Below are 20,502 nucleotides of genomic sequence, written 5' to 3' on the forward strand. Positions count from 1 at the left end.
CGATGTCACAGGTGGCACTGCTGGGCTGCGGGCTGATGGGGACCCCCATGGGCCTGCGGCTGCTGGACGCGGGGTTCCCGCTGCAGGCATACAACCGCACCCCGACGCGGGCCGAGGATCTGGCCCGCGCCGGGGCAACCGTGTATTCCACCCCGGACGCCGCGGTACAGGGCGCGGACTGGGTGATTCTGATGCTCAGCGATGCCCTTGCCATCGAGTCCGTGCTCGCCGATCTGTCCCCGGGAACGCTCGACGGGCGCTGTTTCATCCAGATGGGCACCATCCTGCCGGCCGAGAGCCGGGCCCTGGGCGAGCGCGTGCGGACGGCCGGAGGGTGCTATGTCGAGGCCCCGGTGCTGGGATCCATCCCGGAGGCCCGCGAGGGCCGGCTGCTGATCATGGCCGGTGCCGAGCATGAGGTGGACGTGGAGCGGGTCGCCCCGGTGCTGGAGGCGCTGGGCAGCACGGTCCGGCACGTGGGCGGCCCGGGGCAGGGCGCCGCGCTCAAACTGGCCTTCAATCAGCTGATCGCCAGCCTCACGGCGGCATTCTCCCTGAGTCTGGGGCTGGTGCGGCGCGAGGGCGTGGAGGTCGACACCTTCATGGAGATCCTGCGCGAGAGCGCCCTCTACGCACCCACCTTCGACAAGAAGCTGGACAAGATGTGCTCGGGGGACTTCGGCACCGCCAACTTCCCGGTCAAGCATCTGCTCAAGGACGTGCGCCTGACCCATCAGGCAGCCGCCGACGCGGGACTGTCCGACCCCTGGTTGCCATTGCTGGCGGATCTGCTCGAGCAGGCCGCCGATCGGGGGCTGGACGATGCCGACTACTCGGCCATCTATTCGTCCATCGTGCCGGAGGCCGGCAAGCGCGACTGACCCGCGTCAGCGCACTTCGGCGAGCAGCTGCTGTGCCATGCGCTCGGCCTGCGAGCCGTAGCCGCCGCCGAACAGGTGGTCGTGGTTGAGGATGTGGTACAGGTTGTACAGCGTCCGGCGGGTGGCATAGCCCGGATCCAGCGGCCGCTGTTCGCCGTAGGCCGCGAAGAAGTCCCGCCCGGGGTGTCCGAACAGTTCCATCATCGCCAGGTCGGCCTCGGGGTCGCCGTAATAGGTGGCCGGGTCGAACAGCGTCGGCCGGCCGTCGCCGAGGAAGTCCCAGTTGCCGCTCCACAGGTCGCCGTGCAGCAGGGATGGCTGCGGGCGGTAGTCCGTGAAGAAGCCGTCCAGGCGCTCCTCCAGCTCGGCCAGGGTGTCCAGACGCCCGCGCGGGGCCCCGCGGTCGCGGGCCAGGCGACGCTGAAAGCCCAGGCGCTCCTCGCGATAGAAATCCACCCAGTCCGCATGCGGCCGATTGGACTGTGGCGTGGATCCGATGAAATTGTCCTCGTCGAGGCCGAAGCGGCTGGCGGTGTGCGAATGCATGTCGGCGATGCCGTGCGCCAGCGCCACCGCGTCGCGCGGGCCGCCCAGGTCCAGGTCCTCGATGATCAGGAAACGGGCGCCGGCAGCCTCGCCGGTGCCGATCACCGCGGGGACCTTCAGTACCTCGCAGCGCTGCAGTTCGGTCAGGCCACGGGCCTCGGCAGCGAACATGCCGGCGTGGTCGCCGCGGTTGAGCTTGACAAAGAAGCGGCGGCCGTCGGTGCCCTCCAGACGCAGGGCCTGGTTGATGGAGCCGCCGGAACGTGCGCTGCGGCCTGTCGCCTCGAACGGCACTCCGGTATGGTCCGTGATGCACCGGGCCAGGGCGGCGGTCAGGTCGTCGTCCCGTGCGCTGCTTCGCGTCATGTGTCTGTCTCCCGTGGCGGATGTGGCTGACAGGTTAACCACTACACACCCCGAACGTCAGGAGTCCCGAGATGGCCTTCCGCAAACTGGAACCACTATGCGACAAGATCGGGGCGGAGCAGATCCGCGCCGTGATCGACGAGTTTTATCGCCGCGTGTCGGCCGATCCGCGGATCGGGCACCACTTCGAGCGCATCGAGGATTTCGAGGATCACGTACGGCGGATCAGCGATTTCTGGTACCAGAACCTGGGCGGGCGCCTGGAACAGCCACCGACCATCGACATGGTGGGCAAGCACGCGCCGCTGAAGCTGACCGAAGACGATCTTCAGGCGTGGATGGAGCACTTCCGTGCGACCACCGACGAGATGCTGGATCCGGCGCACGCGAAGGAATGGCAGCAGCTGGCCGAGGGTATCGCCAGCCGCATGCGTCAGGACATCCTGACCGGCTGAGGCGGCGTCAGCAGGGGTCCGCGCCGCCGCCGGGAAAGCCGCAGTAGCCGCGATTCAGGGCGATGTCGTCCCCGCCGTGCACCTCGCGCAGATGGGCCTGACGGGCCTCGGCCAGGTGCGGTTCCGCCGTGACCGGGTACAGCAGGCTGGCCATCGACGGCGGTTCCTGACCGAGACGCACGGCGTACAGGATGCGGTAGGCGTACACCCGGCGGATGTACTTGCGGGTCTCGGAGAACGGGATCAGTTCCGCCCAGATGTCCGCATCCAGGGTCTCGCCGTCTTCCGGCAGCCATTGCCGGACCCGATGGGCCCCGGCGTTGTAGGCGGCGGTGGACAGCAGCCCGTGGCCGCCGAAGCGCTCCTGATTGCGCCCGAGATAGTAGGTGCCCAGGCGGGCATTGTTCGCGGGCTCGAGGATGTCCCAGTCGGAATTCACCTGCACGCCGGCGGCCGAGGCGATGTTGCGCCCGGTGGCCGGCATGATCTGCATGATGCCCAGCGCGCCCGCGTGTGAACGCACGTCATGCAGGAAAGCGCTCTCCTGGCGCGCGACCGCCATGGCCCAGGCCGGATCAATGCCCTGATCGCGGGCGCCGGCAACGATCAGATCGTCGAAGGCCAGCGGAAAGCGCAGTTCGACATCGTCCCACTGGCGCGCGCGGGCCACGGTGAAGATCGCCCGGTCGTGCCAGCCCCATTCGGCGAACTCGTGTGCCGCGGCCACCCGCTCGTCGTTGTCCATGCGCGCGACCGCGTGCTGCCATTCGCGCCGCGCCTCGGCGTGGCGATCCAGCCGCAGCAGTTCGCGCATCCGCAGCATCGCGGGCTGGTTGCGCACGCGCACCCGCAGGCCGTTGTCCAGATCCGCGCGCCGATGTCCGATACGGTAAGGCTGCCCGATCCGGTCGGCGGCGAGAAACCCGTGGAAATTGCGTTCGGTGGCGGCCCGCTCGTAGTGATCGCGGGCGCTGTCCGTATTGCCCAGGGCCTCTTCGGCGCGCGCGAACCAGTAGCGCCACTGGGCCTCTTCGCGGGTCTCGCGCGGCATCGCGCGGACTGCGTCGCGCACGGTTTCCCAGTCCCCCGCCCGCAGGGCCACGCGTACCTGCCACTGGCGCAGCTGGGCGTCGAAGACCTCTTCGTCCAGTCCGGCGAGGAACTCGGGGGCCTCGTCGCGGTAGCGCACCGCCAGGCGCAGGCCCAGGGCGTGGGCCACCGCGTTGCGGCCCTCGCTATCCAGGGTCGCCGGGCCGTTCGCGGGCCGCTCCTGCCAGGCGTCCAGGGCGGCGTCCAGATCGGAGCGGATCCAGCGCTTCCAGGCGTCTTCGGCCATGGGGCCGGCCTGCGGGTGGTCGTCGGCGTCGAAGTCGGCCTCCGCGACCCGGGCCGGCCGTTCCCGGAGTTCGAGCCAGCGTTCGGCCCAGGCTTCGTCGTCACGGTCGAGGTAGCGGCGCAGGTAGCGCGCGAGGCCAGTCTGGCCGGCGTCCATGGCGAGGGCGAAGCGCTGCATGGCCAGTTCACTGGTCAGGCCGTCGGCCGCGCGCCAGGCATCGAGGGCCGGGTCGCAGGCCGAGGGCCGCGAATGGCCGTGCAGCCAGATCGACTCGATGTCTTCCAGGGCGGCGTCGTTCTCGTCCCGCTCCAGCAGGGCCTGGCGGCGATGGCAGTCCTGGGTCACCCCCATGGAACGCTGGTCGTCGACCATCTCCAGCAGGGTATCCCATTCGGATTCCTCGCCGAGATGGCGCAGGTAGTTGGCGTACAGGCGGTCGGCCAGCGGGGTGTCGCCGTGATGCTCGAGGAATTCCCGCACCGCGTCGGGTTCTGCCCGCCCAAGGTCACGGGCGAGGCGGCGGTAGTCGAGATACGGTGCGAGGGGGTAACCGGCCAGGGTCTCGCGCGCGCGTTCGAAGGCCTCCGTGTTGCCGCGGTTGAGCGCCCGTTCGGCGGTGACGAACAGGCCGCGCTCGAAGGCGTAGCGAGTTTCTTCCGCGCCGGAACCGGAGTCCGCGGCAGAGGGGCCGCCGACCAGCAGGGTCAGGACCATGGCCAAGATCGTGCCGGGGCCGCCGGCGATCAGCCGCTGACGAATGCGCATGCCTGTGTCTCCTGAGCCTCCGCGTATTCCACCATCATCCGTCAGGTCCGGCGGGCTGGCAATCCCCGTGCCCGTGTTTTGCGCGGCATGACGCGCAATGCCGCCCGATCAGCCGGAAAGCAGCAGGGTCTCGCCGCGGGCCAGCCCGTCGATGGTCCAGGAGGCGACGCGGTAGCGCACCAGGCGCAGGGTCGGATGGCCGACCGCGGCGGTCATGCGCCGGACCTGGCGGTTGCGCCCTTCGTACAGGGTGATCGCGAGCCAGCGGGTGGGGATGTGGCGGCGAAAGCGCACCGGCGGGTCGCGTTCCGGCAGGTCCGGCGGGTCCATACGGTCGACCTTCGCCGGCAGGGTGAGTCCGTCGCGTAGTTCGACCCCGGTGCGCAGGGCCTCCAGCGCGGCCTCGTCGGGATCGCCTTCCACCTGCACCCAGTAGGTCTTGCCCGCGGAGTCGGGGCCGGGGCGGGTTATGCGGGCGTTCAGGACGCCATCGTCGGTGAGCACCAGAAGGCCCTCGGAATCGCGGTCCAGACGTCCGGCCGGGTGCACGCCGGGCAGGTCGATGTAATCGGCCAGGGTGGGACGGCCCTCGCGGTCGGTGAACTGGCTGAGCACGCCCCAGGGCTTGTGGAACAGCAGGATCCGGCTCATGCCCTCAGTCGCAGCGCAGGGTCACACGGTCGGCAAAGTGGCGGCCGAGGTTTTCTTCGGGTTCGGCACCGTAGTCGAGCGCCATGGCGCGCGCGACCATCGCCGGATCGGGCCGTGGCCGGTCGACCTCGGCCTCGCATTCCGGTGCCCCGCGCACCCGCGGAGGGCGTTCATCGGGATGCAGGATCTCGATGAAATAGGTGGGATCAAAGACGCGGTAATCCACCGGCGTCCGCGCCGGGTCGGGTGCACCCTCGAGCGCCAGGGTGAACCGGTATTCCAGGGTGTCTCCGTCCTTTTCCATCCGCGCCTCGCCCTCCGGCCGCACTTCGATCGCGTGGCCTTCGGCCTCGAAGTGCGTGTACCAGTCGTATTCCTCCAGGTTGTCGAGGATCTCGCGCGCCAGCGCGTTCAGGCGCTCGGCATCGCTGTCGCCCTCCTGGTGGGCCAGGGCGTCTTCGTGGAGGTATTCGGAGTACATCGGGTCGAATTGCCACAGGTGATGCATGCGCACCAGCTGGCCGTTGGCGTCGCGCTCGAAGTCGACCTCGAGATCGATCCAGGCGTGCGGATGGGCGGCTGCGGTGCCGGGCAGGCCGGCCGTCGCGGCCAGCAGCAGGAATGTGGCAAGGCTCGTCGCGAGGCGCGGTTGTTTGCGGACCGGGTTCATGCCGGGATGGCCTCCGGGGTCGGGGCGGCGGCATGCAGCAGCCGCTCGTGGTAGTCGGGGTGCACGCCGAGGTCATGCAGCCGGGCGTATATGTCCCTGACCGGTCCGCGCGGCTGCAGTTCGGCGAGCAGATCGGAACCCCGGGGGAGTCCCGGGACGTGATCCACCAGACCGGTCAGCCGGCGCGACAGACGCAGGCGTTCGGGCTCGGCGGCGATCGCCTGCGCGAGGGCGGTGGCGCGGCGCAGGTTGCAGCGGCGAACCGCGTCGGGATCGGCAAGCACGCTTTCCAGGTCACCCAGGCGGCGCAGGATGCGGGCCGCTCCGCGTGGGCCCAGGCCGTGGATCCCCGGGATGTTGTCGCTGCGGTCACCGGCCAGCGCCAGCAGGTCGGCCACCTGGTCGGGGCGCACGCGCAGGCGCTTCTCGAGGGCTCGGCGATCCATGGGTCGGCCGCGTTCCGGGTCGTGCAGGTGGTCCCGGTCGCCGAGGATGGTCTGTGCCAGATCCTTGTCGGCGCTCATCACCGCGACCGGCAGCCCTGCCGTGCGCGCGTTGCGGGCCAGGGTGGCGATCAGATCGTCGGCCTCGTATTCGGGGTGTGAGAAGCGGGCCAGCCCGAGGGCGTCCAGCAGCTCGCCGATCCGCTCGAACTGAGCCCGCAGTTCGGGGGGTGCCGGCGGACGATGGGCCTTGTACCCGGGGTCGAGGCGGTGGCGGAAACCGCGCCGCAGCGAGGTGTCGAAACAGAAGCCCAGCGGCCCCGGGGCACGCCGTGGCAGCCACTGGCACAGGGAGTGGACGAAGCCGTGCAGCGCACCGCCGGGCCGGCCCTGCGGGTCGGGATCGAGGCCGCGCGCGAACCAGGCGCGGAACACGAAGATGCTGGTGTCCACGACCGTGCAGGTCGGGGTGGCCACGGGTTCACTGCAGGCGTTCAAGATCCTTCCGGATGCCGGCGATGGAACGCTCGAGATCCGCCTGTTCGTCGGCCTGGAGATCCAGTTCCACGATGCGTTCCATGCCCCCCTGGCCGAGGATGCAGGGGACGCCGGTGGCGACATCGCGCTGGCCGTATTCGCCGTCCAGCAGCGCGACCGTGGGCAGGACCCGGCGCCGGTCGAGGGCGATCGCCTCGACCATCTCGGCGATCGCCGCAGCCGGGGCCGCATAGGCGCTGGAGGTCTGCTTGAGGGCGAGGATCTCGGCGCCGCCGTGGCGGGTGCGCTCGACGATGGAGTCGAGGGTTTCGCGGTCGAGGAACCGGTCCAGCGGGATGCCGTTGACATGCGAGTAGCGCAGCAGCGGGACCATCGCGTCGCCATGCCCGCCCAGCACCAGGGCCTGGATGTCGTGCACCGACAGGCCGGTCTCCAGCGCGATGAAGGCCGCCATGCGCGAGGTGTCGAGCACGCCGGCCTGGCCCATGACCCGGTCGCGGCTCCAGCCGGTCTTCTGCGCCGCACGCCAGGTCAGCACGTCCACCGGGTTGGAGACCACCAGCAGGCGGCTGTCCGGAGCGTGTTGCTGCACCTGATCGAGGATCGCGTCGAGGATGGCGACGTTCTTGTCGAGGACATCGGAGCGCGACATGCCCGGCTTGCGCGGCAGCCCGGCGGTGATGATCACCAGCTGCGCGCCGGCGATGACGTCGGCCTCGTGCGAACCGGTGAGGCGGGTGTCGAAGCCCAGCAGCGGCGCGGTTTCCTGGATGTCCAGCGCGGCCCCGGCGGCGGTTCCCTCGTGGACGTCCAGCAGCGCGATCTCGCGGGCGAGGTCGCGGCGGGCGAGGAACTGCGCGGTGGATTCCCCCACCCGCCCGGCTCCGACAATGGCGATCTTCTGCATGGCCAGCGCTCCTCGGCTTGCGGTGTCAGGTTCGCGCCACGCCGCTGTCGCGGGCCGCTCGGGCCACCGCTTGCGGGATGGTCTCGATCAGGCGCGGATCGAACGGCGTGGGCAGGATGTAGTCCGGTCCGAACTCCAGGTGGTCGCGGCCGTAGGCGTCCAGCACGCTCTGCGGCACCGGTTCGCGCGCCAGGTCGGCGATCGCGTGGGTGGCCGCCACCAGCATGGCGTCGTTGATGCGCCGGGCGCGCACGTCCAGCGCTCCGCGGAAGATGAACGGGAATCCGAGCACGTTGTTGACCTGGTTGGGGTAGTCGGAACGGCCGGTCGCCATGATCAGGTCGTCCCGGGTCTCGCGGGCCAGGTCCGGCCGGATCTCCGGGTCCGGGTTGGACAGCGCGAAGATCACCGGATTCGGTGCCATGCTCCGCAGCATCTCGGGGGTCAGGATGTCCGGGCCGGACAGTCCGATGAACACGTCGGCGTCGCGGCAGGCGTCCTCCAGCGTGCGGTCCTCGGTGTCCACCGCGAAGATCTGCTTGTATTCATTGAGGTCTTCACGGTGACTGTGGATCACGCCATTGCGGTCGACCATGTGGATGAGATGCTTGCTCGCGCCCAGGCGTACCAGCAGCTGCATGGAGGCGATGCCGGCGGCGCCCGCGCCCACGCAGACGATCCGGGCGTCGGCCAGGTCCTTGCCCTGGATGGCCAGGGCGTTGAGCAGCCCGGCCGCGGTGATGATGGCCGTGCCGTGCTGGTCGTCATGGAAGACCGGGATGTCCAGGCGATCGCTCAGGCGGCGTTCGATCTCGAAGCAGTGGGGCGCCGCGATGTCCTCGAGGTTGATGCCGCCGAAGCCGCCGGCGATCCGCGCCACGGTATTGATGAAGTCCTCGGGCTGGGCGGCGTCGACCTCGATGTCGAACACGTCGATCCCGGCAAAGGTCTTGAACAGCACGCCCTTGCCCTCCATCACGGGCTTGGAGGCCAGCGCACCGGTGTTGCCCAGTCCCAGCACCGCGGTGCCGTCGGTGATCACCGCGACCAGGTTGCCCTTGCCGGTGTAGCGGTAGACCTCGTCGGGGTTGTCGGCGATGGCGCGCACCGGGGCCGCCACGCCGGGCGAATACGCCAGCGACAGGTCGTCCTGCGTGGCGGTGGGCTTGGTGACGTGGATGGCCAGTTTCCCGGCCGGTTCGCGGGCGTGGTAGTCGAGGGCGCGCTGATTGAAATCGTCGGACATGATTGCGAACGGGCCTTGTGCGGGCGGTGGGTTCAGTTGACCGGGTGGGTCGGCAGATCATTGCGGTCGCGGGCCGCCTCGTACAGCGGTCGTACCTCGTCGGCCAGCCGGGCGAGCTCGCGCTGGCGCCCTTCCGGCGCCGGATGGGTGCTGAGGAACACCGGATGGCGGCTGCCATTGGACTGTTCCGCCATCTTGCGCCACAGCGCCGGGGCGGCGTCGGGGTCGTAGCCGGCGCGGGCCGCCAGTTCGATGCCGATCTCGTCGGCTTCGGTTTCCATGCGCCGGCTGTGGGGCAGCTGCACCGCCAGCACCGCGCCCAGCGCGGCGCCGGTCAGCGCCAGCTCGGAGCGGTCGCCGGTGATGGCGAAGCCGGTGACCGCCAGATTGGAGGCCATCGCCACCGACATCTTCTCGGCGCTGTGGGCGGACAGGGCATGGCCGATCTCGTGGCCGATGATCTGCGCCAGTTCGTCGTCGGTCAGTTCCAGCTGTTCGATGATGCCGGAGTAGATCGCCATCTTGCCGCCGGCCATGGCGAACGCGTTGAGGGTGTCCGGCGCCTCGATGACCGCGATCTCCCAGTCCCAGTCCGCGGTTTCGGGGCGGTACTCGATGGCCTGTGCCACGACCCGGCCGGTGATGCCGTGGACCCGTTCGGTCATCTCGGGGTCGGCGTTGATCCGGCCTTCGTCGCGTGCGCCGGAGAGCATCTCCACGTAGGCCTCGCGCGAGGCGTCGATCGCCTGGTTCTCCGAGACCAGCATCAGCTGGGAACGTCCCGTCACCGGGTTGGTGGTGCAGGCGGGCTGGCCCAGGGCCATGCCCAGTACGGCGATCAGGGCCAGCACCGGCAGGCGCCGGCGCAGCGGACGGAACAGCGAGTTCATGCGTGACCAGTTCATGCGGTTTCTGCCTGCAGGTCCCGCGGGGATGCGGGATGATGACACCTCTTCAGCATACACCCTGCGGACCGCCCTGCGGAGCCCGCACGCAAACGAGGGCACCCCGAAGGATGCCCTCGCCGGATCGGCCACGCCGGCGGGACCGATGGGCCGCCGCCTGCCTGCGGGGCCGCGTGATGCGACCTCGCGCGGGACTTCAGAATGCGAAGCGGCGCTTGAACTTGTCCACCTGGCCGGCGGTGTCGACGATCTTCTGCTTGCCGGTGTAGAACGGATGGCACTGCGAGCAGACGTCCAGGTGCATCTCGTCCTGACCCAGGGTGGAACGGGTCGTGAACTTCGCGCCACAGGTGCAGATCACGTTGACTTCGCGGTATTGGGGATGGATCTCGGCTTTCATGGTCGACTCACGCGTGTTCGGGCGAAAAGTGCGCTAGCATAGCCGCCTCCTGTGGCCGGGCGCAAGTGGACGGCGGTCTTCGCGGAGGCGGCCGGGATCCGGACGTGCTGTCGGGCGGTGCGAACAACTCGTTGTCTTGCGGGGCGTTCCGGCGGGGCGTGCGTTTTGCCCGAAACCGGTCGGTTCGCGTCCGAGCACGTTCCCGTCATCGCGAGTCGCGAAGCGATGTGGCGATCTCCATCCGAAGCCACCTGTTCCTGCATGCAGCCCGCTTCGGCCGATTGCCACGTCGCCTTCGGCTCCTCGCAATGACGGGGCGAGGGGGCTGCGACTCGCGATGGCGGGAGCCTGCCCGCAGGCGAACAGGGCCGGCGGGCTGCTCTCCGGGCGGTACGGGCAAGTCGTCGTCTTGCGGGGCGTTGTGCCGGGGCGCGCGAGTTTTCCCCGAAACCTGTGGAAAACTTTGTGGACGAACTGTCACTGGATGGCGCCAGCGGCTTGCTGCGGCGCAGGACTCTGGATTGGTCAGTTTTTGCCCAGGGTTTTTATATTACTGAAAATAAGGTGTTCCTTGTATGTCAATGGGCCCGGGCCCGGTGCTGCCCGGGGTCGGGACCGGCGTGAAAGGACGGGAGTCGCGTTGTGAATAACATGTCCGCATTGTCAAGCGCAGTGCCGCAGGTCGGCTTTGTCAGCCTGGGCTGTCCCAAGGCGCTGGTGGATTCCGAGCGCATCCTGACCCGGCTGCGTGCCGAGGGCTACGGGATCGTCGGGGACTACACCGGGGCGGACCTGGTGGTGGTCAACACCTGCGGGTTCATCGACGAAGCGGTGGAAGAATCGCTGGGGGCGATCGGCGAGGCCCTGGCGGAGAACGGGCAGGTGATCGTGACCGGCTGCCTGGGCAAGGATGCCGAGACCATCCACGAGCGCCACCCGGACGTGCTGGCGGTGACCGGGCCGCACGCCTACGAGGACGTGGTGACGGCGGTGCACGAGCACCTGCCGCCGCCGGCGGGCACCTTCGAGACCCTGGTGCCGCCGGAGGGCATTCGTCTGACCCCGCGCCACTACGCCTATCTGAAGATCTCCGAGGGCTGCAATCACCGCTGCAGCTTCTGCATCATCCCCGGCCTGCGCGGCGACCTGGTCAGCCGCTCGATTGGCGAGGTGCTGGCGGAGGCCGAGCGCCTGGCCGAGGCCGGGGTGCGCGAGATCCTGGTGATCTCGCAGGACACCTCGGCCTTCGGGGTCGACGTGAAATACCGTACCGGCTTCCACGGCGGGCGCCCGATCCGTTCGGACATCGCGCACCTCGCCGAGGCCCTGGGGCGGCTGGGGATCTGGGTGCGGCTGCACTACGTCTATCCCTATCCGCATGTGGATCGCCTGATCCCGCTGATGGGGTCCGGCGAGGAGGGCGGGCTGCTGCCCTATCTCGACATGCCGCTGCAGCACGGCCACCCGCGGGTGCTCAAGGCGATGCGCCGTCCGGCTGCGGCGGAGAAGGTGCTGGAGCGGATCGCCGACTGGCGCGCGCAGGTGCCGGACCTGACCCTGCGCTCGACGTTCATCGTGGGCTTCCCCGGCGAGACCGAGGCCGAGTTCGAGACCCTGCTGGACTTCCTGCGCGAGGCGCAGCTCGACCGCGTCGGGGCCTTTGCCTATTCGCCGGTGGACGGGGCCGAGGCCAATGCTCTGCCGGACCCGGTGCCCGAGCCCGTGCGCCAGGAACGCCTGGCGCGGTTCATGGAGGTGCAGGCACAGATCAGTGCCGAGCGCCTGCGCCGTCGGGTGGGCACGCAGACGGTGGTGCTGGTCGACGGCACCGACGAACACGGCGTCGTGGTCGCGCGTTCGGCCGCGGAGGCGCCGGAGATCGACGGGGTGATCCGCGTGCCGGATGCCGATCCCGACTCGGTGGAGGCGGGGGACTTCATCGAGGTGCGGATCACCGCTGCCCGCGAGCACGACCTGATCGCCGAGGTCGCCGACCCGGACGAGTGACCGGGGCGGCCTCGCTCGGCGGCCGTGCTCAGCCGCCGTTGCGCTTCGGGGCCACCGGTTCCGGCGTGGCGTCCCAGATCTTCTCCGCGTAGTCACGCACCGTGCGGTCGATGGAGAAATAGCCCATGCGCGCGATGTTGGTGAGCGCCGCGGCATTCCAGCATTCCGGCTGCGCATACAGCGTGTCGGCCCGTTCGCAGGCCTCGCGGTAGGCGGGGTAGTCGGCGAGCACGAAGAACGGGTCGTCCTGGCGCAGGTAGCGTCCCAGTTCCGCATGGGTGGCGTTGTCGTCGCAGGTGAAATAGCCCTGCTCGATCATCTCCACCGTACGCGTCAGGGCCGGACGCCCGGCGAGCATCGCCTCGGGGACCTCGCCGCGGGCGCGGTGGGCGACCACCTCGGACTCGGTCATGCCGAAGATGAAGATGTTTTCTTCACCCACCGCGTCGCGGATCTCGATGTTGGCACCGTCCAGCGTGCCGATGGTCAGCGCGCCGTTCAGGGCCAGTTTCATATTGCCGGTGCCCGAGGCCTCGAAGCCCGCGGTGGAGATCTGCTCCGACAGGTCCGCCGCGGGGATGATCACGGTCGCGGCGCTGACCTCGTAGTTGGGGATGAACACGCACTTCAGGCGGTCCCCCACCTGCGGGTCGTGGTTGATGATGTCGGCGACCTCGTTGATGACCTGGATGATGTCCTTGGCGCGCTGGTAGCCGGGGGCCGCCTTGCCGCCGAAGATTACCACCCGCGGGGGCACGTCCTCGCCGTCGCGGATGCGGTTGTACAGCTCGATCACGTGCAGCAGCTTGAGCAGCTGGCGCTTGTATTCGTGGATGCGCTTGATCTGTACGTCGAACAATACGTCGGTGCGGATGCGGATGCCGGTGCGTTCGCGCACCAGCGTGGCCAGGCGCTCCTTGTTCTTGCGCTTGACCTCGCGGAAGCCCTCCTGCAACTCGGGATCGGCGACCCAGGGCTCCAGCGCGCGCAGGCGTTCAAGGTCGTACTGCCAGTCGTGGCCGATCTTTTCGCCGAGGAACTCGGTCAGCTCCGGATTGGCCTGGATCATCCACAACCGGGGGGTCACGCCGTTGGTGACATTGACGAAGCGTTCCGGCCACAGCTGGTAGAAATCGGCGAACAGGGTCTGTTTCAGCAGCTCGGTATGCAGCGCGGCGACACCGTTGATCTGATGCGAACCGACCACCGCCAGATGAGCCATGCGGACGTTGCGACCGCCTTCCTCGTCGATCAGCGACAGCCGCTTGAGGCGCTCCTCGTCGCCGGGGAAACGCCGGCGCACCATCTCGAGGAATTCGTGGTTGATGCGGTAGATGATCTGCATGTGCCGTGGCAGCACGCGGGTCACGAGGTCCACCGACCAGGTTTCCAGGGCCTCGGGCATCAGGGTGTGGTTGGTGTAGGCAAATACCTTGCGGCACAGCTCCCAGGCACGGGCCCAGTGCAGCTCGTGGCGGTCCATCAGCAGGCGCATCATCTCCGCCACCGCGATCGCCGGGTGGGTGTCGTTCAGCTGGATCGCGACCTGGTGGGGCAGGTCGTCCAGGGTATAGCCCAGCTCCAGGTGGCGATCGAGGATGTCGTGCAGCGAGGCGGCGACAAAGAAGTATTCCTGCTTCAGCCGCAGTTCCTTGCCGATGGCGGTGGCGTCGTTGGGGTAGAGCACCATGGAGGTGCTCTCCGACTGGCTCTTGTCGGCCACCGCGCGGATGTAGTCGCCCTCGTTGAAATAGCGCAGGTCGAAGTCGCGGGTCGCCTTGGCGCCCCACAGGCGCAGGTTGTTCACGTTGCGCCGGCCGTAGCCCGCGGTGGGATAGTCGTAGGCCATGGCCAGGACCTGTTCGCCGTCTTCCCAGGAGTAGTGCACCGAGCCGTCGCTGCGGTGATGCTCCACCACCTCGCCGTAGAAGCGGATCGGGTACTTGCGCTCGGCGCGCGGGAACTCCCAGGGGTTGCCGTAGCGCAGCCAGTTGTCCGGGTGCTCGACCTGACGGTAGGGCTCGAACTGCTGGCGGAACATGCCGTACTCGTAGCGGATACCGTAGCCGAAGCCCGGATAGCCCTGGGTCGCCAGCGACTCGAGGATGCAGGCGGCCAGGCGGCCGAGGCCGCCGTTGCCCAGAGCGGCGTCGTCTTCCCACTCGACGATCTCGTCGTAGTCCTGTCCCAGCTGCGCAAGGGCCTCGCGCGCCTCGTCGAGGATGCCGGTATTGCGCAGGTTGGCCTCCAGCATGCGCCCGATCAGGTATTCCATCGACAAGTAATAGACCCGCTTGACGTCCTCTTCGGCGAACTGGCGGCGGGTCAGCACCCGGCGTTCGATCATGCGTTCGCGCACCGCGAACGAGGTGGCCTCGAGCCAGTCGCGGGGGGTGGCCTGCTGCGGGTCCTTGCCGACGAAGCGAACCATGGCATCACGGATGGACTGCTTCAGCCCCTCGGTGTCATGCGGCAGGGGGCTGAGCGAAGGGGCCGAGGGGTCGGTGGCGCTGGTGGACATCTTTATTTCTCCGGGGGTTGCGGCCGGACACGCGCGTCATCGACCCCGGCGCCGCTCAGGCGGGACGGTCGATGGCACGGTGTCCAATATCAGTACGGAAGTATATACCCTCGAAGCGGATTTCCCCGAGGGCCGTGTAGGCCTTTTTCTGCGCATCGGCGTAATCCTGGCCCAGACCGACCACGCACAGTACGCGCCCGCCGGCGGTGAGCGTCCGGCCGTGGTCGTCGTTCGTTGTGCCGGCGTGGAATACGCGGGCATCCGGTAGCGGATCCACCGCTTCCAGGCCATCGATCACGTCGCCCTTGCGATATGCATCGGGATAGCCTTGCGCCGCAGCCACCACGCCCAGGGCCACGCGCGGGTCCCAGCGGGCCTCCACCCGGTCGAGGCGGCCGTCCAGCGCGGTCTCGACCAGCTCCGCCAGGTCGCTTTCCAGGCGCATCAGGATCGGCTGGGTCTCCGGGTCGCCGAAACGGCAGTTGAATTCCAGCACCTTCGGATTGCCGTCGGCATCGACCATGATCCCGGCATACAGGAACCCGGTATAGGCCTCGCCGTCGGCGGCCATGCCGCGCACCACCGGTTCGATGACCTCGCGCAGGATGCGGTCGTGCAGGGCGTCGGTGACCACCGGGGCCGGGGAGTAGGCGCCCATGCCCCCGGTGTTGGGGCCGCGGTCGCCGTCATCGCGCGCCTTGTGGTCCTGCGAGGAGGCCAGCGGCAGCACGTGCTCGCCGTCCACCATGCAGATGAAGCTGGCCTCCTCGCCCTGCAGGAATTCCTCGATCACCACCCGGTGGCCGGCCTCGCCGAAGGCATTGCCGGCCAGCATGTCGCGTACCGCGGCACGCGCCTCGTCCGTGGTCTGCGCGAGGATCACGCCCTTGCCGGCAGCCAGGCCGTCGGCCTTCACCACGATGGGCGCGCCGTGGGTCTCGATGAACGCCAGTGCGGCGTCCTCGTCCTCGAAGCTGCCGTACGCCGCCGTGGGGATGCCGTGGCGCTGCATGAAATCCTTGGCGAAGGATTTCGAACCCTCCAGGCGCGCGGCGTCGGCGGTGGGGCCGAAGATCGGCTGGCCGGCGGCGCGGAAGGCATCCACCACCCCGGCGACCAGCGGCGCCTCGGGCCCGACCACGGTGAAGGCGACCTCTTCGCGCTGCGCCACGGCGAGCAGGCCGTCGATGTCGGTGGCGGCGCAGTCGACGTTCTCGCAGCCGGGCTCGCCCGCGGTGCCGGCATTGCCCGGCGCGACCAGCACCCGCGCGACCCGCGCGGACTGTGCCAGCTTCCAGGCCAGCGCGTGTTCGCGCCCGCCGCCGCCGATGACCAGGACGTTGATGGCCGTTTCGTTCATGAGCGTTCTCCTGCGGCCGCGATCAGTGGCGGAAGTGGCGCATGCCGGTGAAGACCATCGCGATGCCGTGCTCGTCGGCCGCGGCGATGACCTCCTCGTCGCGCATCGAGCCGCCCGGCTGGATCACCGCGGTGATGCCGGCGCCGGCGGCGGCATCGATGCCGTCGCGGAACGGGAAGAAGGCGTCCGAGGCCATCACCGAACCGGCCACCTGCAGGCCCTCGTCGGCGGCCTTGATCCCGGCGATGCGCGCGGAGTACACCCGGCTCATCTGGCCGGCGCCCACGCCGACGGTCTGCTGGTCGCGGGCATACACGATGGCGTTGGATTTCACGTACTTGCCCACCTGCCAGGCGAAGGCCAGGTCGCGGTTCTCCTGCTCGGTGGGGGTGCGCGCGGTGACGATCTTCAGGTCCGTGTCGGCCAGCGAGCCGCGATCGGTATCCTGCACCAGCAGCCCGCCACCGATGCGTTTGTAGTCCAGCCCCGGGGCCGCGGGGGCGTCGGGGATCTCCAGCACGCGAACGTTCTTCTTCGCGGACAGCGCGCGCAGGGCGCCGGAGGTGATCTCCGGCGCCATCACCACCTCCACGAACTGCCGGCTGACGATGGCCTGTGCGGTGTCCCCCTCCAGCGGGCGGTTGAACGCGATGATGCCGCCGAAGGCCGAGGTCGGGTCGGTCTGGAACGCGCGCTCGTAGCTCATCAGCTGCGACGGGGCGACCGCGACCCCGCAGGGGTTGGCGTGCTTGACGATCACGCAGGCCGCCTCGTCGAACTGGCGCACGCACTCCCAGGCTGCGTCCGCGTCCGCCAGATTGTTGTACGACAGCGACTTGCCCTGGTGCTGGCGGAAACTGGCGAGCGAGCCCGGCGCGGGTTGCGGGTCGCGGTAGAACGCCGCGTTCTGATGCGGGTTCTCGCCGTAGCGCAGGGTCTCCACCCGCTGGAAGGTCGCGTTGAGCTGGCCGGGGAAGCTTTCCCGGTGGCCGTCGTCGTCCAGTGCCGACAGATAGTTGCTGATGGCCGCGTCGTAGCGGGCCACGTGGTCGAACGCCGCCACCGCGAAGCGGAAGCGCAGCGCGGCCGGGATACCGCCGTGTTCGTCCAGGGCTTCGACGATCGCGCGGTACTGGCCGGGATCGGTGGCCACGGTCACGTCGCGGTAGTTCTTGGCGGCCGCGCGCAGCATCGCCGGGCCGCCGATGTCGATGTTCTCGATCGCCTCTTCCAGTGTGGCGTCGGGGCGCGCCACGGTGTTCTCGAACGGGTACAGGTTGACCACCAGCAGGTCGATCGGCGGGATGTCGTGGGTCTCCATCGCCCCGGCGTCGGTGTCGCGCCGGCCCAGCAGCCCGCCGTGGATCCGCGGGTGCAGGGTCTTCACCCGACCGTCCATGATCTCGGGGAAACCGGTGTGTTCCGAGACCTCGGTCACCGGGACCCCGTGCTCGCCCAGCAGACGCGCGGTGCCGCCGGTGGACAGCAGTTCGGTCCCGCGTTCGTGGAGGTGGCGGGCGAGTTCCACCACGCCGGTTTTTTCGGAAACGGACAGCAGCGCGCGGCGCACGGGAGCCTGGGTAGTCATGGGACCTCGAAATCGCGTCAAAACGGCCATTATAGCGAAGGTGTCGGGGATGTCGCGGCCGTGTGGGCGGGTGCAGTGCCGGACGGTGCGGCCGGTGGCCGATTTGTAATTTGGGCGCAAAACCTTTAGCGTATAAAAACACTTTCGGACACAACGCCTGCGTTCCGACGCAACGCATGGCACCGTTTGCGATCCCCGAGCCAGGCGCGCGAAAGCCGCCAGACCACGGCTCGGCACCCGGGCAACCACCGAATCCTTCCGGGTGTCAGGAACCGCCGGCCAGGCCGGCGCCGGATGCTGGAAACAACGCATCCGTATCGGGAGCCCGCGATGACGGGCCGCCCGTACCCGGTCCTCGCAGGAGAAGTTTCATGCCAGCGACCCGGGGTGCGGGATCGTCTTCGGTCGTACAGGCGTTGTAACCCGGTGCATCCGTGGCCACGAGGGCCGGACGCACTTCATTGCAGCAAAGCCAAGAGGAATCAGCATGTCAGCGAACGTGAAGAACGATCAGGATTTCGGCGACGAGCCGATTGAACGCCGCGATACCGACAACTACCACCAGGAATACACCACCGGTTTTGTCGACAAGTGGGACGACCTGATCGACTGGGACAGCCGCGCCAAGAGCGAGGGCACGTTCTTCATCGAGGAACTGAAGAAGCGTGGCGCCAAGCGCGTGCTCGACGTCGCCGCCGGCACCGGTTTCCATTCCGTGCAGCTGCTTGAGGCCGGCTTCGACGTGGTGACCGCCGACGGCGCCCACGAGATGCTCGTGAAGGCCTTCGAGAACGGCCGTTCGCGCGGCCACATCCTGCGCACGGTGCAGGCCGACTGGCGCATGCTCAACCGCGACATCTACGGCCGCTACGACGCCGTGGTCTGCCTGGGCAACTCCTTCACCCATCTGTTCAACGAGCACGACCGCCGCAAGGCCCTGGCCGAGTTCTACTCCGCCCTGAACCATGACGGCGTGCTGATCCTGGACCAGCGCAACTACGACACCATCCTGGATCACGGTTACTCGTCCAAGCACACGTACTACTACTGTGGCGACGACGTGCAGGTGGAACCGGCCCACGTCGACGAAGGCCTGGCCCGCTTCCAGTACCGCTTCCCCGACGGGTCCGAGTACTTCCTGAACATGTTCCCGCTGCGCAAGGCCTATGTCCGCCGTCTGATGCGCGAGGTCGGTTTCCAGCAGATCGAGACCTACGGGGACTTCCAGGAGACCTACCGCGAAGCCGATCCGGATTTCTTCATTCACGTCGCCGACAAGACCTATCTCGAGGGCGAGAATCGATGAGCCAGGACTATTCCGACGTCGTTGAAACGGCGCGCGACTACTACAACAGCGAGGATGCCGACACCTTCTACAAGATGGTGTGGGGCGGTGAAGACCTGCACATCGGCCTGTACGAGTACCAGGACGAGCCGATCGGTGACGCCAGCCGGCGCACCGTGGCTCACATGGCCGACATGCTGGGCGAGCCGGAGCCGCACTGGCGCGTGCTCGACATGGGCGCGGGCTACGGTGGCGTGGCCCGCTACCTGGTGGAGAACTACCGCTGTGACGTGACCGCGCTCAACCTCTCCGAGAAGGAAAACGAGCGCGATCGCGAGATCAACCGGGCGCGTCAGCTGGACCACAAGATCACCGTGGTCGACGGCTCCTTCGAGAAGGTGGACGAGCCGGACGAGTCCTACGACGTGGTGTGGTCCGAGGATTCGTTCCTGCACAGCCCGAACGAGGACAAGTACAAGGTCATCCAGGAGGCAGCGCGGCTGCTCAAGCCGGGTGGCTGGCTGATCTTCACCGATCCGATGCAGACCGATGACTGCCCCGAGGGCGTGCTGGATCCGATCCTTGCACGCATCCACCTCGATTCGCTGGCCTCCCCGTCCCTGTACCGCGATGCGGCGCAGAAGGCCGGGCTGCGCGAGATCGGTTTCGAGGAGCATTCCGGGCAGATCTCGACGCACTACGGTCGGGTGAAGCAGGAACTGGAGTCGCGCGAGGAGGAGCTCAAGCGCTTCATCTCGCAGGACTACATCGACCGCATGAAGCAGGGCCTGCAGCACTGGGTCGACGGGGGCAACTCCGGGTACCTGACCTGGGGCATCTTCCGCTTCCGCAAGCCGGAATAAGAAGGCCCGTTATCGCGGGTCCTGCGGGCGTGCGTCGTCCGGGGCCCGCCAGGCTCCGCCCCGTCGACCCTCGGCGGGGCGGAATCGTATCTTGTAGTCCATGCGGGGTGCGTTCGGGATCCAGTACCCGAGATAGACATGCGGCAACCCCAGGTTCCGCGCATGCTCGATCTGGCACAGGATGCCGAACGTGCCCAGCGCACGGGCCGGAAGGTCCGGCTCGTAGAAGGTATACATGGCCGACAGCCCCTGCGGCGTACGATCGGTGATGGCGACGCCGAGCAGTTGTCCGGCGCGGCGGAACTCCAGTAGCTCCACCGGGGCGCTGCGTTCCGTCAGCATGCCGGCGTATTCCTCGCGATTCATCTGCTCCATGCCGCCACCCGCGTGGCGGTTGCGCAGATAGCGCAGGAACAGCGGCATGTGTTCGTCCAGGTCGGCCTCGGTGCGACCGTCGCCCGCCCCCGGCGGGGCGCGATATTCGATATCGAGGTCGGCGTTGGCGCGCAGGCAGCGGCGCTGGCTGCGGTTCGGGCGGAAGGCGGCCACCGGTATGCGCACCGGCACGCAGGCATCGCAGGCGGGGCAGTGGTGGCGATAGACAAAACGGCCGCTGCGGCGAAAGCCCTCGGCCAGCAGGGTCCCGAAGCCGGCGGCATCCAGCCGGGCCTCGGGGTCGACCAGCAGGGACTGCATCTCGCGCCCGTCCGTGATGTACGGACAGGGCTGCGGGGCAGTCAGATACCAGCGGATCGGGGATTCCTGCATTCCGCTATCCTGACAGCTCCGGCCCGGGGCGCCAATGCATC

General features: G+C 68.5%; 18 protein-coding genes. 5 read left to right on the forward strand and 13 right to left on the reverse strand.

The genetic code is table 11. The features are described 5' to 3' along the window. The first annotated feature begins 2 nt into the window (after nucleotides 1-2). On the forward strand, nucleotides 3-881 hold the full coding sequence (locus F788_RS0108690) for an NAD(P)-dependent oxidoreductase (protein ID WP_019589909.1): 879 nt from the start codon (nucleotides 3-5) through the stop codon (nucleotides 879-881). 6 nt (nucleotides 882-887) lie between these two features. On the opposite strand, the gene F788_RS0108695 is transcribed toward F788_RS0108690, so the two are convergent. Beyond that, nucleotides 888-1,793, reverse strand: a complete 906-nt coding sequence (locus F788_RS0108695; protein ID WP_019589910.1) for a fructosamine kinase family protein — start codon at nucleotides 1,791-1,793, stop codon at nucleotides 888-890. Between the two features lie 71 nt (nucleotides 1,794-1,864). On the opposite strand from F788_RS0108695, the gene F788_RS0108700 reads away from it, so the two are divergent. Beyond that, the gene (locus F788_RS0108700) at nucleotides 1,865-2,248 is read left to right on the forward strand and encodes a group III truncated hemoglobin (RefSeq protein ID WP_018869099.1); all 384 of its coding nucleotides are present in this window, start codon (nucleotides 1,865-1,867) and stop codon (nucleotides 2,246-2,248) included. Between the two features lie 7 nt (nucleotides 2,249-2,255). On the opposite strand, the gene F788_RS0108705 is transcribed toward F788_RS0108700, so the two are convergent. The 8 genes from F788_RS0108705 to rpmE all read right to left on the reverse strand — a co-directional run bounded on the left by F788_RS0108705 (nucleotide 2,256) and on the right by rpmE (nucleotide 10,069). Further along, nucleotides 2,256-4,349 (reverse strand): transglycosylase SLT domain-containing protein, encoded by a 2,094-nt coding sequence (locus F788_RS0108705; RefSeq protein ID WP_019589911.1) that lies wholly within the window; start codon nucleotides 4,347-4,349, stop codon nucleotides 2,256-2,258. A 108-nt stretch (nucleotides 4,350-4,457) separates the two neighbouring features. After that, nucleotides 4,458-5,000 (reverse strand): pseudouridine synthase, encoded by a 543-nt coding sequence (locus F788_RS0108710; protein ID WP_018869101.1) that lies wholly within the window; start codon nucleotides 4,998-5,000, stop codon nucleotides 4,458-4,460. Between the two features lie 4 nt (nucleotides 5,001-5,004). Further along, nucleotides 5,005-5,670 (reverse strand): DUF1007 family protein, encoded by a 666-nt coding sequence (locus F788_RS0108715; protein ID WP_019589912.1) that lies wholly within the window; start codon nucleotides 5,668-5,670, stop codon nucleotides 5,005-5,007. Further along, entirely contained in the window at nucleotides 5,667-6,611 is a 945-nt protein-coding gene (locus F788_RS0108720) for a 5'-3' exonuclease H3TH domain-containing protein (RefSeq protein ID WP_019589913.1), read from the reverse strand. The genes F788_RS0108715 and F788_RS0108720 overlap by 4 nt, the downstream gene beginning before the upstream one ends. After that, nucleotides 6,595-7,518, reverse strand: a complete 924-nt coding sequence (gene mdh, locus F788_RS0108725; protein WP_019589914.1) for a malate dehydrogenase — start codon at nucleotides 7,516-7,518, stop codon at nucleotides 6,595-6,597. Before mdh ends, F788_RS0108720 begins: the two co-directional genes overlap by 17 nt. Before the next feature lie 25 nt (nucleotides 7,519-7,543). Continuing rightward, nucleotides 7,544-8,764: a malic enzyme-like NAD(P)-binding protein gene (locus F788_RS0108730; protein ID WP_019589915.1), complete on the reverse strand. Its 1,221-nt coding sequence runs from the start codon at nucleotides 8,762-8,764 to the stop codon at nucleotides 7,544-7,546. A 32-nt stretch (nucleotides 8,765-8,796) separates the two neighbouring features. Then, on the reverse strand, nucleotides 8,797-9,654 hold the full coding sequence (locus F788_RS0108735) for a M48 family metallopeptidase (RefSeq protein WP_019589916.1): 858 nt from the start codon (nucleotides 9,652-9,654) through the stop codon (nucleotides 8,797-8,799). Between the two features lie 211 nt (nucleotides 9,655-9,865). Beyond that, complete coding sequence (rpmE, locus tag F788_RS0108740) at nucleotides 9,866-10,069, reverse strand: 50S ribosomal protein L31 (protein WP_019589917.1); 204 nt, start codon at nucleotides 10,067-10,069, stop codon at nucleotides 9,866-9,868. Between the two features lie 651 nt (nucleotides 10,070-10,720). Here rpmE and rimO point away from each other — a divergent pair. Continuing rightward, nucleotides 10,721-12,076 (forward strand): 30S ribosomal protein S12 methylthiotransferase RimO, encoded by a 1,356-nt coding sequence (gene rimO, locus F788_RS0108745; RefSeq protein ID WP_038037634.1) that lies wholly within the window; start codon nucleotides 10,721-10,723, stop codon nucleotides 12,074-12,076. Nucleotides 12,077-12,104: 28 nt separating this feature from the next. Here the strand turns inward: rimO and F788_RS0108750 are convergent, their stop codons facing one another. From F788_RS0108750 to purH, 3 genes are read right to left on the reverse strand one after another with little or no spacing between them, the layout of a single operon-like run. After that, a complete protein-coding gene (locus tag F788_RS0108750) occupies nucleotides 12,105-14,597 on the reverse strand; it encodes a glycogen/starch/alpha-glucan phosphorylase (RefSeq protein ID WP_019589919.1) in 2,493 nt (830 codons plus the stop codon). Nucleotides 14,598-14,652: 55 nt separating this feature from the next. Next, complete coding sequence (gene purD / locus F788_RS0108755; protein WP_026332753.1) at nucleotides 14,653-15,942, reverse strand: phosphoribosylamine--glycine ligase; 1,290 nt, start codon at nucleotides 15,940-15,942, stop codon at nucleotides 14,653-14,655. A gap of 37 nt (nucleotides 15,943-15,979) precedes the next feature. Further along, nucleotides 15,980-17,545 (reverse strand): bifunctional phosphoribosylaminoimidazolecarboxamide formyltransferase/IMP cyclohydrolase, encoded by a 1,566-nt coding sequence (gene purH / locus F788_RS0108760; RefSeq protein ID WP_019589921.1) that lies wholly within the window; start codon nucleotides 17,543-17,545, stop codon nucleotides 15,980-15,982. A gap of 487 nt (nucleotides 17,546-18,032) precedes the next feature. Here purH and F788_RS0108765 point away from each other — a divergent pair, with 487 nt between their 5' ends. Together F788_RS0108765 and F788_RS0108770 are read left to right on the forward strand one after the other, a co-directional pair. Continuing rightward, on the forward strand, nucleotides 18,033-18,851 hold the full coding sequence (locus tag F788_RS0108765) for a class I SAM-dependent methyltransferase (RefSeq protein WP_019570160.1): 819 nt from the start codon (nucleotides 18,033-18,035) through the stop codon (nucleotides 18,849-18,851). After that, on the forward strand, nucleotides 18,848-19,693 hold the full coding sequence (locus F788_RS0108770; RefSeq protein ID WP_018869113.1) for a methyltransferase domain-containing protein: 846 nt from the start codon (nucleotides 18,848-18,850) through the stop codon (nucleotides 19,691-19,693). The genes F788_RS0108765 and F788_RS0108770 overlap by 4 nt, the downstream gene beginning before the upstream one ends. Nucleotides 19,694-19,702: 9 nt before the next feature. Here F788_RS0108770 and F788_RS0108775 read toward each other — a convergent pair whose 3' ends face one another. Next, nucleotides 19,703-20,461 (reverse strand): arginyltransferase, encoded by a 759-nt coding sequence (locus F788_RS0108775; RefSeq protein ID WP_019589922.1) that lies wholly within the window; start codon nucleotides 20,459-20,461, stop codon nucleotides 19,703-19,705. Between the last annotated feature and the right edge of the window lie 41 nt (nucleotides 20,462-20,502).

This window comes from Thioalkalivibrio sp. ALE10 (assembly GCF_000381385.1).
GTDB lineage: Bacteria > Pseudomonadota > Gammaproteobacteria > Ectothiorhodospirales > Ectothiorhodospiraceae > Thioalkalivibrio.